This window comes from Bacillus cereus group sp. BceL062, assembly GCF_051780025.1.
Classification (GTDB): Bacteria; Bacillota; Bacilli; order Bacillales; family Bacillaceae_G; genus Bacillus_A; species Bacillus_A toyonensis.
In genome coordinates, this window is the sequence record NZ_JBPWGY010000006.1 from 231897 (window position 1) to 244899 (window position 13003).

The window sequence follows — 13003 nt, forward strand, 5'->3', positions numbered from 1 at the left end:
GTTGTTACAGAGATAGGATTTGAAAGTAAAAATTTCTAGAATTTTGTAATACGAGTAATATCAAGTTAATTCTAGATTTATTGAGATAATTTTAGGGCACTTCTTAATAAGGCTGTATTTAAATTTCAATGTGGAAAGAGGTATTAATAATGCTAAGAGAAAACATAGTAGATGCTATTGGAAACACGCCGTTAGTACAACTCGAATTGGATTCTACAGCTAAAGGGAAAGTTTTTGCAAAATTAGAAATGCTAAATCCTTTTGGGATGAAGGATCGTGCCGCAAAGCAAGTAATTTTAGAGGCGAAAAAGAATGGAGTTTTAAAAGAGGGTGCTCCAATTATTGAAAGTTCTTCGGGGACTATGGCATTGGGTCTTGCAATGGTTGGAACCTATTTGGGGCATCCTGTTCATATTGTAACGGACAAACGTACCGATCAAATGACCCTTGCAAAATTAAAAGCACTTGATTGTAAATTGGAAATAGTTACAGAAATGACGCATTTAGGATGGCAAAGTGCTCGTCTTGATAGACTAGATGAACTTCTTAGGGAGAATAAAGGAGCATTCTGTCCTCATCAGTATGAAAATCCTGATAATCCTAATGCTTATGAGTCATTAGCAAATGAGGCTCTTAAAGAGTTAGGTCATATTGATATTTTAGTAGCTTCTGTAGGTAGTGGAGGATCACTTTGTGGAACGGCACGAGCCCTAAGAAAAGCTAATCCTGACTTACGTGTTGTAGCAGTTGATGCGGTAGGAAGTGTTATTTTTAATCAGCCAGATATTCCAGGACGCTTGCAAGGGGGGCATGGAAATAGTGTTGTTCCAAAAAATGTAGATTTTTCAATAATTGATGAAGTTCATTGGCTAAACGATGAAGAATGTTATGCAGCTAATCTAGAGTTAGCTGCGAATGAAAAGATATTTGCAGGTAATAGTTCGGCGGCATCATATGCAGTTTCACGATTTTTAAGCAGTAGGTGTTCAAAAGAGACAAATATTCTAACAATTTTTCCAGATAGAGGGGATCGCTATTATAAAACAGTTTATAATGAAGACTATCGTAAAGAAAAGGGTATGACTAATCTTATCCTACCTGAACAACCTAAAAAGGTTTCTTATGGAACGACGGTTACTTCCTGGTCTTATGCTAGTTTACAAAATAATAAAATGCCCACGTTTTAATTATTTGAAAATTTAAAATCGAAAGGGAAAGTTTATGAAATTTGATTTTAATCAACAAGTCGATAGATTTTATACATCATCTTACAAATGGGATCAGTCCAAAAATCTTTTTGGAACAGAGGATATTTTACCAATGTGGGTGGCTGATATGGATTTTATGTCATCTCCAGCAGTAGTTGATGCACTTATAAATAGAGCTGCACATGGGATATATGGTTATACAATAATACCTGATTCCTATTATATTTCGATAATTGACTGGCTGAAGAGAAGACATGGATGGATAGTAAAAAAGGAATGGATTACACATTCTCCAGGAGTAGTAACAGCGTTAAGTATTTTGGTCTCTTGTTTAACTAACCCAGGAGATAAAGTGATTATTCAATCACCTGTTTATCATCCTTTCTATGATGTAGTTATTCAACAAAACAGAAAATTAGTAACGAATAATCTTATTTTAGAAGATGGTCGATATACTATGGATCTAAAAGATTTAGAAGATAAAATAGATTCAAGTGTAAAATTAATGTTGTTATGTAATCCTCATAATCCTGTCGGGAGAGTATGGAACAAAGAAGAGTTAGAGAGACTAGGGGCGATATGTGCTAAACATAACATAATTGTAATTTCGGATGAAATTCACTGTGATTTAATATATAAAGGAAATAAACACACACCATTTGCTTCTATTTCTGAAGAATTTAAAAGGAATAGTATAACATGCATTTCTACTAGTAAGACATTTAATCTTGCAGGATTAAAAACATGTAATCTAATCATTCAAAATCCTCATATAAAGGAATTGTATGAACAAAAGTTAAAAATGCTTTCGTTACACTCGGAAAGTTTCTTTGGTATAACGGCAGTAGAGGCTGCATATAACCATGGTGAAGAGTGGCTAAATCAATTATTAATCTACTTAGAGCGAAATTTAAATTTTTTACTTGATTATTTTAAGCAAAATATAAATGGAGTGAATGTAATCAAACCTGAGGGAACATATTTAGTTTGGTTGGATTTCCGAGAGTTAAGGATGAATAAAGAAAATATAGAAAATTGGATGTACCAAAAAGCTAAATTAGCTTTAAATGAAGGTTCTATGTTTGGAGAAAACGGTGAAGGATTTCTTAGAATGAATATTGCTTGTCCTAGGGTTACTTTAGAAGCAGGTTTATCTCGAATACGTAAGGCGCTCTAAGTGAAAAGTTGTAAAAATTAATAAAAAAAACGTAACGCCTTAATAACTTTGAACACATATTATTGATTTATAATGAAAAGCTTATTATGAATAAGTTCAAATACTTTAATAGCTATTTTGAAAATTTCAGGAGGGGTATCATAATCTATAAGGTTAGATATTTTGAGTAGCCTTGCCTAGCTAAAGGCGGATATTATGTTTGCCTCTCTTCAAAATTTCCTTTCTATTGGGTTACATTATGAAAAAAATTTAATTTACTAATCCTAAAAAATATAGTAATTACGTTAAGAGGGTGACCCAACAGTGTTAAATAAATAATCCATTTTCTGACACTGTAGTTTAATGAGCGTGCTTAGTTTACTGTTTTTTGTTGAGGATCCTCCTGTTAAAAAATGTTCAATTTTATTTAAGGGTTACAGTAGGAGAAAAAAATGATAAGAAATAATGAAACGAAATATATACTATTAGTATTTTTAGCTATCTGTTTTTTAGCTACAGGTGGTATTTTTGTGAAGCTAAGTGAATTGCCGCCAATTAATACAGGCTTTTATCGCGTATTACTCTCTATCCCTCTTTTATTACCGTTTGTATGGAAAGACCTTAATAAAGTTTCAAAAAAAGATATCTTATTAATACTTTTAGCAGGTGTATTTTTAGCAGGTGATTTAATTTTATGGAACATATCATTTTATTATACTAGTGTTGCAAATGCTAATTTATTAGCTAATTTAGTACCCATAGTAATTATTCCATTTTCATTTTTTATTTTTAAGGAAAAGATAACACGTGCATTTTTTATAGGATCTATTATTACAATATCTGGGGTGATTATTTTAGTTAGTGGTAAAGCAGTAATAACAACGAATAATTTATTTGGAGATATGTTGGCCTTTTTAACTGCTTTTTTCTATGCATTCTTTTTATTGACAGTATATAAAGTACGAGAAAGAGTAAGCGCTAGTATTATTATGTTTGTTAGTGCTTTTGGAAGTGCAGTAACAATTTTCATTGCTATGCTTTTTACTGAAGGCGTTTATTTCCCAAGTGGTACTTCAGAATGGATGCCTTTAATAGGTTTAGCTATTTTTTCGCAAATTTTAGGACAAGGGCTACTGAGTTTTTGTTTGGGTAAAGTTAATGTTGCACTATCCTCTATATTAGTTTTATTACAACCAATTGTAGCTGCAATATATGCATGGTTTATTTTTACTCAGAAGCTTACAATAGTGGAAGTAATGGGGATGTTAATTGCTTTATTTGGGATCTATATTGTGAAAATGAAAAAGAAACAAAAGGTGTCAGACGAATCAAAAGAGGAAAATGTAAGTTAAGAAGTATGTTTAAATAAAAAGACGATTTTTTATATTTAAAAAATCGTCTTTTTATTTTCTTTCAATTCTCGGAGCTTTCCATATAAACCAATTAAAACTATACCTGTGATCGCATAAATTTCTTTGCTTGTCTTTATCATTTTAGCCAAGAAGACTCCTTCCTCAAGGAACGAGAAGTGAGTAGGTGGGAGATGAATTGGCTTCGCACAAGAGATGGCAGAAAGCCATCTTAATTGTTCGACATACATAAACTGTTACTTCACTATCTACCGAATGTATGTTTGTTGTGTAATAGACACATGCCGAAATGGAGGTGAAATGAATAATGATTAATAAAGTATATTAATTTCGTATCTATCCAAATAAAACACAAGCAACCCTAATTAATAAAACAATCGGCTGTTCTCGTTTTGTATTCAATCATTTCCTATCTCTATGGGATAACGCATACAAAGAGACGCGGAAAGGTTTGACATATGGTACATGCTCTGCCAAACTTCCTGCCATGAAGAAAGAGTTTGTTTGGCTCAAAGAAGTAGATAGTATTGCGATTCAGTCGTCTGTTCGCAACCTTGCGGATGCGTATACACGCTTTTTCAAAAAACAAACGAGTGCCCCCCGTTTCAAATCTAAGAAAAACAACGTACAATCTTACACCACAAAACAAACAAATGAAAACATTGCCATTGTAGGAAAAAAGATAAAGTTGCCGAAACTAGGTCTTGTTCGATTTGCCAAGAGTCGCGAAGTAAAGGGACGTATTGTAAATGCTACGGTTAGAAGGAACCCTTCTGGCAGATACTTTGTGTCCTTGTTAGTTGAAACAGAAGTGCAAGAACTTCCAAAAAACCAATCTTACATTGGAATGGATGTGGGACTAAAAGATTTCGCCATTTTGTCAGATGGAACAACCTATAAAAATCCGAAGTTTTTTTGATCATTAGAAGAAAAGTTGGCAAAAGCACAGCGTATTCTTTCTAGAAGAATGAAAGGATCTTCTCGCTGGAATAAACAACGAGTAAAAGTAGCTAGAATTCATGAATACATGACGAATGCTAGAAAAGATTACTTGGACAAAATCTCGACTGAAATCATCAAAAACCACGATGTTATCGGTATAGAGGATTTGCAAGTATCGAATATATTAAAGAATCATAAGTTAGCAAAAGCAATTAGTGAGGTATCATGGTCACAGTTTCGAACTATGTTGGAATATAAGGCAAAATGGTACGGCAAACAAGTCATTGTCGTATCGAAAACATTTGCTTCCAGCCAATTATGTTCTTGTTGTGGATATCAAAACAAAGACGTTAAAAATCTAAAACTACGTAAATGGGAATGCCCTTCTTGTCGTAAACATCATGATAGGGATATTAACGCAAGTATCAATCTAAAGAATGAAGCGATAAGGCTTCTAACCGCAAGGACTGTGGAGGTAGCCTAATAAATTAGAGTTCGATAGAACTCTTTACTTAGGAATCCCTCATCTTCACTTCTAAACGAAGTGAAAGTGGGGGTAGTTCAAAGAAGAGAAGTGGGCAGGGGGATTAGCAAGAACAAATTGTAAATATGCTATCTAAAAATGAGGAGATTTTTTAGAACTCAACTCCAAAAAGGAAGACTATATTGGTAAGTAAATTATTAAATAGAAAGCAACCTATTGAAAATGCGAGGATTAAATTCGAAACCTTAATTTTTATAATACATACGAAAACCAGATATAATACCTTTTCGGTAATAGATCTGGTTTTAAGGATAGGATATATTGGATTGTTATAGGTTCTTCATTAACAAATTTATTACTTTCTAATCGTTATCAAATTATGTTGTTAGTTACGGATCAAGTAATCAAATGCACCTAGAGATGCGTTTGCGCCTGATCCCATTGAAATAATGATTTGTTTGTATGGGCTATTTGTACAGTCACCCGCAGCAAATACACCAGGTACGTTTGTAGCACCGTGCTTGTCTGTAACGATTTCACCACGAACACGTTCTACTGTTTCACCTAACCAGTCTGTGTTTGGTACAAGACCGATCTGAACGAATACACCTTGTAATTCTATATGATGAACTTCGTCAGTTTTACGATCGATGTAAGAAATACCTTCTACTTTGTCACTACCAGTAATTTCTTTCGTTTGAACGTTCTTTAATACAGTTACGTTTGGTAAGCTGTACAGACGATTTTGTAATACAGCATCAGCTTTTAGTTCTGGCATGAACTCAAGAACAGTTACGTGTTTTACGATACCTGCTAAATCAATTGCTGCTTCAACGCCAGAGTTACCACCGCCGATAACTGCTACATCTTTTCCAGTGAATAATGGGCCGTCACAGTGTGGACAATATGCTACACCTTTGTTTTTAAACTCAGCTTCACCAGGTACACCAACATTACGCCAACGTGCACCAGTAGCAACAATTACGCTCTTACTCTTTAGAACCGCACCATTTTCAAGTTCTACTTCGATTAAGTCTTTCTTTTCTAGACGCTTCGCACGTTGCAAATTCATTGCGTCGATATCGTAATCTTTTACGTGTTCTTCAAGGCTTGCTACAAGCTTAGAACCATCAGTGCGTGTCACACTGATAAAGTTCTCGATACCCATTGTATCCATTACTTGGCCACCAAAACGGTCAGCAACAATACCTGTGCGAATGCCTTTACGTGCCGCGTAAATTGCTGCACTTGCACCAGCAGGACCTCCACCAACAACAAGTACATCATATGGATCTTTATCAGCGAATTCTGATGCATCTGGGCCAACGCCTAGTTTTGCAAGAATTTCTTCCATCGTTATACGGCCGCTTCCAAATGTTTCACCATTTAAGAATACAGTTGGTACTGCCATGATGTCTTTACTTTCAACTTCTTCCTTAAATGCAGCGCCGTCAATCATTGTATGTGTAATATCAGGGTTTAAAACGCTCATTAAGTTCAGTGCTTGTACAACATCAGGACAGTTGTGGCAGCTTAAGCTAATGTAAGATTCAAAGCGGTATTTACCTTGAATATTTTTAATTTGGTGAATGACTTTTTGCTTAACTTTTGGAGCACGACCACTAACTTGTAGTAACGCTAAAACTAGGCTATTAAATTCGTGTCCTAGAGGGATACCCGCAAAAACTACCCCTGTATCTTCACCAACACGATTCACACTAAAACTTGGTGTTCTTTCTAATTCTATTTTTTCTATCTTGATCTTTGATGACATTGCTGCTAATTCATCTACAAGAGCTAGCATATCTTTAGATGTGTCATCAGATCCTGCACTAACTTTTAGTAATACATCACTTTCCATCAGTTGAAGATATTGGGCTAATTGTCCTTTGATATCTGCGTCTAGTAACATTGTGTCTTACTCCTTAAATTGTATTTCTTTTTGTTTATTTATTAGATTTTACCTACAAGGTCAAGGCTTGGTTTAAGTGTTGCAGAGCCTTCTTTCCATTTAGCTGGACAAGCTTCGCCTGGATTATTACGGACGTATTGTGCAGCTTTTACTTTGTTTACAAGGATACTTGCATCACGACCGATATCGTCAGAGCTAATTTCAACAGATTGAATAATACCATCTGGATCAATAATAAATGTGCCACGTGCAGCAAGGCCTTCTTCTTCAATCAATACATTGAAATTACTAGAAATTTTTTGAGTCGGATCACCAATCATAATATATTCAAGTTTATTAATAGTTTCTGAGTTATCATGCCATGCTTTATGAGTAAAGTGAGTATCAGTTGAAACAGAGTATACTTCAACTCCAAGTTCTTTTAAAGTTGCATATTGATTTTGTAAATCTTCAAGTTCAGTAGGGCATACGAATGTGAAGTCAGCAGGGTAGAAGCAAACTACACTCCATTTATCTTTGAAGTTTTTTTCTGTAACATCAATAAATTCACCATTCTGGTAAGCTGTCGCTTCAAATGGTAATACTTCTGTGCCGATTAATAACATAATAAAATTCCTCCTAAGTTTAAATGTTGAGTATTATAAATAGATTTAAAAAAAGAAAATTCTTAATTAAAATCACATTGCTTAAGATCAACAATTTTAGTTTTATATTTTATCTTATACCCCAACCAAATACATAAAAATAAAATTGCACTAATATATGTCGCAAATAAATCAACCCATGAAACATTCATTTTTACAATATTTTCATATTCTTGTCCTAATATAACACCAATACATAGTACTATTGAAATTATAGGGGCGAATGGAAACCATTTAGCTCTATAAGGAAGATCATCAATGTCTTTTCCTTGGGCTATATATGCTTTGCGAAATCGATAATGACTTAACGCAATTCCTAACCAAGCTATAAAACCAGAAAGGCCGGAAGAGCTTAACAACCACATGAATACTTTTCCTTCGCCGAAAAAGGAAGAAAGAAAAGCAAACATTCCTACTAGAGCCGTAAAAATTAGAGCGTTAATTGGTACACCATTTTTATTTATTTTCATGAGAGATTTTGGAGCTTTTCCTTCTTTGGCTAAGGACCATAACATTCTAGTAGATGCATACATTCCAGAATTAGCAGCTGATAGAATAGATGTTAAAATGACAGCATTCATAACCGATGCAGCAAATAATAAGCCTGCTTTTTCAAAGACTATTGTAAAAGGGCTCATCGAGACATTTTCAATATCTATATTCATTAAATCAGGATGAGTATATGGAATAAGCAGCCCAATTACAAAGATAGAACAAATATAGAAGAGTAAAATTCTCCAAAATACTTGTTTTATAGCTTTAGGGACATTTTTTTTAGGGTTCTTACTCTCACCAGCTGCAACCCCTATTAACTCTGTTCCTTGGAAAGAGAATCCAGCAATCATAAAGACTGATAAGATGCTTAGACCATTAGAGGGTATAGGGGCTTCACCGATAGTGAAGTTTTTAAATCCAACAAACTCCCCACCAATAATCCCAATAATAGTGAGTAATCCTATTAATAAAAAAACTATAATTGTTATTACTTTAATTAAAGAAAACCAAAACTCAGCTTCTCCAAATGACTTGGTGGAAAAGTAATTAAGCAAAAATATTATAGTTAAGAAAGCAGCACTCCAAACAATGCCTGGAATAGAAGGGAACCAGAATTTCATTATAATAGCAGAAGCTGATAACTCTACTGCGATGGTAATGGCCCATGTATACCAATAATTCCAGCCCAGAGCAAATCCGAGAGCTGGATCTACGAATTTAGAGGCATACGCACTAAATGAACCCGAATGAGGTAGAAAAGTGGCCATTTCACCTAGACTCATCATAAGTAGGTATACCATTATTCCAATTGAAATATAAGCAATTAGAGCCCCTCCAGGCCCTGCCATTTGAATGGATGTACCACTAGAAATAAATAGTCCTGTTCCAATTGAACCACCAATAGCAATCATAGTAAGGTGCCTAGCTTCTAATGTTTTTTTTAATGTATTTGTAGGATGTTCCGTGCTTTTTTGAGCTATATTGTCAACATGCGAAGTTACCGTCGCTCTTTCAGAACTCATAAAATCCCCCATATAAATTTTTTGGAGTATTTAGAAATAACATCAATTCTTACAGGTTTATTCAAACACTCTTGATTTTGTAGAGGTTATTTCATAAAGAGTCGGAAGAATTTCTCTCCGACTCTAAAGATGTTTAACTCACCGTATAGTTTAAACTCCTACTAATTCTTTGTTATCTTCATAAATTTCGCCCATAGTTTCATGAGAAATCTCTCTAGACATATCTTCCTCGGATGCATAACTGAAAACAACAACAGTACGACGAGAGTCGTTATTTAATGGTGTAACCCTGTGCAATGTAGTGCCGGCTTTCATAAAGTAACAATGATCTTTAGGAACATACAAACTCTTAATTTCACGGCTCTCTAAAACTTCTTTTAATCCAGACTCTGGGTTTTCTTTATCCCAAACAGTATCAGGCACATACTCAACAAGAGCACCTTCACCTTCTTTAGGAGCTTCAATCACCCAGATTAAAGCAAATGTATAGTCATCCCAATGCCATCCGTGTGTGTCACCTGTTTTCTGTTGGTTATTAATAATAAACTCTTCTGGTGTATAAGGAATGCGGTGAACGGGTTCATTATTGTTTAAGAAGGTTAAGAAATTTAAAAGTACTTCAGACTTAAAGAATGCTGGAATTAATTTTCCATCCTCATGAATATTATCTCGATTTACTACATTAAAGTTACGTGGAGTATTCCCTGTAGCTTTAATGGTAATATCACGACGTTTTGCATTTTCAGAAAGAAGATATTTCGCTTCTGCAGACATAGCTGCAATTAGAGGTTGCGGTAACATGTCATTCATCATTGCTAAACCTTCATTTTTAAATCTTTCTTGAAGAACTAATAAGTAATCCTTAGGTAATGAGTTAATATGTTGTTCTACAATTGCATCAAATTGTTTTTGAAATTCCATAGTAAATTCCTCCTAATTTTTAAATATAAAAGTTTATTTATTATCAATGACTTTAATAGCATGTAAACCATTGCTACTCTGCACAGAAAGTCCTAATTCAATACAGTATTTTAGATAATTCACGATATCTTTTGTAATAACTTCACCTGGTAAAAGGACAGGTATCCCTGGCGGTGTTACCAGAACGGATTCTGCTGCTACTCTTCCAATAGTTTTATCTAAATCTACATACTCAAATTTGGAGAAGTACGCTTCTCTAGGTGTCATAGCCAATGTAGGTGGAGTTAATGTTCTTATAGCATTTTTACTCTTAGTTACTCGATCAAAATCAATTGGTATTGAACCATTCTCAAATCGAATAGCTAATGACTTTAATGATTGTAGTAGTTGTTCAATATCAGATTCATTATGACCAATTGTTACAATGAAAAGAATATTATTCACATCGGAAAGCTCAACTTCTATGCGATAATCATCACGTAAGATATTTTCAACTTCCCTACCTGTTACGCCCCAGTTTGTCACATTTATACAAAGCTTTGTCTCATCTAAAGCAAAACTAGAACTTAAACCCTTCAAATCCTCTGGCCCTAAGCAAGAAAGCCCTGGAATTTTATTAATTGAACCTCTTGCGATACGAGATAAATCTAATGCTCGTTGCAATAATTCTTCTCCATTAACTGCTAGTTGTTTGCGAGCTGCATCTAAAGAAGCCATTAATAAGTAGGATGCGCTAGTAGTCGTAATTAAAGAGAAATTTTCTTTAACCCTATCTAGACTCACCAATCCTTCTCGAACATTGATCACACTTGTTTGAGTAAATGAACCGCCCATTTTATGCATACTTGAGGATGCAATATCTGCACCCGCTTCCATTGCAGATATAGGGAGATCCGGATGGAAATGTACATGTGATCCTTGAGCCTCATCCACTATGACTGGTATACCCTTAGAATGCACATAATCAATAATGGCTTTCAAATCAGTTACAGCGCCATAATAAGTAGGGTTTATTACACATACACCTTTAACATCAGGGTGAGCTTCTAGAGTTTGCTTTATATTTTCTAAGCTAATCCCATGGCAAACACCGTAGACAGGATCAATCTCAGGAGATATAAAGATTGGCACTGCACCAGATAAAATTAGTCCACTAACAATAGAAGCATGTACATTTCTAGGAATAATAATTTTATCACCTGGATTACAAATGCTCATTATCATAACTACATTGGCGCTACTAGTGCCCTGAACACTAAAAATAGTGTAATTAGCTCCAAAAGCGTCCGCAGCCAGTACCTGTGCCTCGTGAATAATACCAGTTGGATGACGTAAATAATCTAATGGCGGTATACCCACTAAATCAAAATCCAAGGTATTTTTTCCAAAGTAGGTTGTAAATTCTTCATCTAATCCTCTTCCCTTTATATGACCAGGTGTATGCATTTGTAAATAATCACTATTTATATAATTCTTCACACCAGTAATTAAAGGAGTCTCATATTGTTTACTTTTATTCTTCGATAGAAAAATTTCTTCTTTAAGTTGCAAGAGATCACCTCAACTAATTAGATTGATTTATTTTTTTAAAAATAATTCCCTGACCTATGTATCAGCATAAAACAGCTTTATATGTTCACCTCCTAAATCCAAAATTCTTAAGATTCTATTTTTATTATATATTCTAAAAATAATCATTAAAAGTAGGCACTTTATTGTGTCAAAGTATCTTGTTATATACATAATAACTTTTAATTAGTTAATTATTTTTAATGAATGTCATATCATTTTTATTTTCTTAAGGAAATAAAAATGAAATATGCTACGAATATCTTGGTTATTCCTTTAAGTTATATAATATATTTTTGCCTAGTAACTCTAGTTGAACTACCCCCTATTTCACTTCGTTTAGAAATGAGGGATTCCTAAGTAAAAAGTTCTATCGAACTCCAGTTGATTAGGCTAACCCCGCAATCCTTGCGGTTAGAAGCCTTATCGCTTCATTCTTTAGATTGATACTTGCGTTAGTATCCCTATCATGGTGTGTACGACAAAAAGAACAGTCCCATTTACGTAGTAGGTTTAGATTTTTAACGTCTTTGTTCTGATATCCACAACAAGAACATAATTGGGAGGAAGGAGTCTTCTTGGCTAAAATGATAAAAAAGGATCCTAAATATAGGATCCTAAGTAGAAATTGTATCTTCCTAAAAATGTGATTAAACTTTCATTTCTTTAGAAAAATTCTGCATATGAAGTATGTAGTTTCTAGCACTTTCTTCTAATTTTTCATCTGATAAGTTATTGTGTTCTGCACCATATACAGCAAAAGTCGGTAAGAACTTCATCCCAGTATAAAGGCATGAAGCCTGATAAGGTTTTAATAATTCACTCAATGTATACTCGTTTGCTGCACCTGCTTGATATTCCTTCTCTGCTACACCAGCAGAAATTGCTAGGCCAAACTCTTTTCCTTGAAGCTTATCTCCTTTAGAGCCATATGCAAATCCGTATTCTAAAACATCATCAAACCATTTTTTTAATAACGGCGGAGAGCTGTACCAATAGAATGGGAACTGGAAAATATAACGATCATGTTCTAATAATAGATTTTGTTCATATTCAATATCAAAACTCCAATCTGGATAGCGTTTATATATTTCATGTACAGTAAATTCTTCTGGGTGCTTTTTAATCTCCTCAAGCCAACGTTTATTTACTCGAGATTCCTCAATATTTGGATGTGCAATGATTACAAGTGTTTTCATGAAATTTCCCCTTTTCAAAAAATAATAAATAATAAATAATATCAATACTTTTTTTATATTCAGTAATATTGATATCATGTA

General features: G+C 34.1%; 9 protein-coding genes and 2 pseudogenes. 4 read left to right on the top strand and 7 right to left on the bottom strand.

Annotated elements, in window-relative coordinates; all coding sequences use genetic code 11:
• Nucleotides 1–149 precede the first annotated feature (149 nt).
• The 4 genes and pseudogenes from ACS2MN_RS16315 (at nt 150) to tnpB (ending at nt 5160) form a co-directional block, all read left to right on the top strand.
• A complete protein-coding gene (locus tag ACS2MN_RS16315) occupies nt 150–1187 on the top strand; it encodes a cysteine synthase family protein (RefSeq protein ID WP_098806247.1) in 1038 nt (345 codons plus the stop codon).
• Between the two features lie 34 nt (nt 1188–1221).
• On the top strand, nt 1222–2385 hold the full coding sequence (locus tag ACS2MN_RS16320; protein WP_438894723.1) for a MalY/PatB family protein: 1164 nt from the start codon (nt 1222–1224) through the stop codon (nt 2383–2385).
• Between the two features lie 431 nt (nt 2386–2816).
• The gene (locus ACS2MN_RS16325; RefSeq protein ID WP_098806244.1) at nt 2817–3716 is read left to right on the top strand and encodes a DMT family transporter; all 900 of its coding nucleotides are present in this window, start codon (nt 2817–2819) and stop codon (nt 3714–3716) included.
• A 352-nt stretch (nt 3717–4068) separates the two neighbouring features.
• A pseudogene (tnpB, locus tag ACS2MN_RS16330) lies at nt 4069–5160 on the top strand (IS200/IS605 family element RNA-guided endonuclease TnpB).
• A 385-nt stretch (nt 5161–5545) separates the two neighbouring features.
• Here tnpB and ahpF read toward each other — a convergent pair.
• The 7 genes and pseudogenes from ahpF to ACS2MN_RS16365 form a co-directional block, all read right to left on the bottom strand.
• Nucleotides 5546–7072, bottom strand: coding sequence for an alkyl hydroperoxide reductase subunit F (gene ahpF / locus ACS2MN_RS16335; RefSeq protein WP_346994667.1), 1527 nt, complete (start codon nt 7070–7072; stop codon nt 5546–5548).
• A gap of 41 nt (nt 7073–7113) precedes the next feature.
• Nucleotides 7114–7677 (bottom strand): alkyl hydroperoxide reductase subunit C, encoded by a 564-nt coding sequence (gene ahpC, locus ACS2MN_RS16340; protein WP_346994668.1) that lies wholly within the window; start codon nt 7675–7677, stop codon nt 7114–7116.
• Between the two features lie 62 nt (nt 7678–7739).
• Complete coding sequence (locus ACS2MN_RS16345) at nt 7740–9233, bottom strand: amino acid permease (protein ID WP_430384455.1); 1494 nt, start codon at nt 9231–9233, stop codon at nt 7740–7742.
• A gap of 150 nt (nt 9234–9383) precedes the next feature.
• On the bottom strand, nt 9384–10154 hold the full coding sequence (locus ACS2MN_RS16350; RefSeq protein ID WP_063539144.1) for a HalD/BesD family halogenase: 771 nt from the start codon (nt 10152–10154) through the stop codon (nt 9384–9386).
• A 33-nt stretch (nt 10155–10187) separates the two neighbouring features.
• On the bottom strand, nt 10188–11705 hold the full coding sequence (locus ACS2MN_RS16355) for an aminotransferase class I/II-fold pyridoxal phosphate-dependent enzyme (protein WP_346994669.1): 1518 nt from the start codon (nt 11703–11705) through the stop codon (nt 10188–10190).
• Between the two features lie 406 nt (nt 11706–12111).
• Nucleotides 12112–12297 (bottom strand): annotated as a pseudogene (locus ACS2MN_RS16360) (zinc ribbon domain-containing protein); the annotation flags it as partial.
• A 76-nt stretch (nt 12298–12373) separates the two neighbouring features.
• A complete protein-coding gene (locus ACS2MN_RS16365) occupies nt 12374–12922 on the bottom strand; it encodes an NAD(P)H-dependent oxidoreductase (protein ID WP_346994670.1) in 549 nt (182 codons plus the stop codon).
• Between the last annotated feature and the right edge of the window lie 81 nt (nt 12923–13003).

Bases quoted from the DNA above. Each gene is read 5' to 3' on its own strand.
- ACS2MN_RS16350 (WP_063539144.1), bottom strand. From the start codon at position 10,154: ATGGAATTTCAAAAACAATTTGATGCAATTGTAGAACAACATATTAAC.
- ACS2MN_RS16325 (WP_098806244.1), top strand. From the start codon at position 2,817: ATGATAAGAAATAATGAAACGAAATATATACTATTAGTATTTTTAGCT.
- ACS2MN_RS16320 (WP_438894723.1), top strand. From the start codon at position 1,222: ATGAAATTTGATTTTAATCAACAAGTCGATAGATTTTATACATCATCT.
- ahpC (WP_346994668.1), bottom strand. From the start codon at position 7,677: ATGTTATTAATCGGCACAGAAGTATTACCATTTGAAGCGACAGCTTAC.
- ahpF (WP_346994667.1), bottom strand. From the start codon at position 7,072: ATGTTACTAGACGCAGATATCAAAGGACAATTAGCCCAATATCTTCAA.
- ACS2MN_RS16315 (WP_098806247.1), top strand. From the start codon at position 150: ATGCTAAGAGAAAACATAGTAGATGCTATTGGAAACACGCCGTTAGTA.
- ACS2MN_RS16365 (WP_346994670.1), bottom strand. From the start codon at position 12,922: ATGAAAACACTTGTAATCATTGCACATCCAAATATTGAGGAATCTCGA.
- ACS2MN_RS16345 (WP_430384455.1), bottom strand. From the start codon at position 9,233: ATGAGTTCTGAAAGAGCGACGGTAACTTCGCATGTTGACAATATAGCT.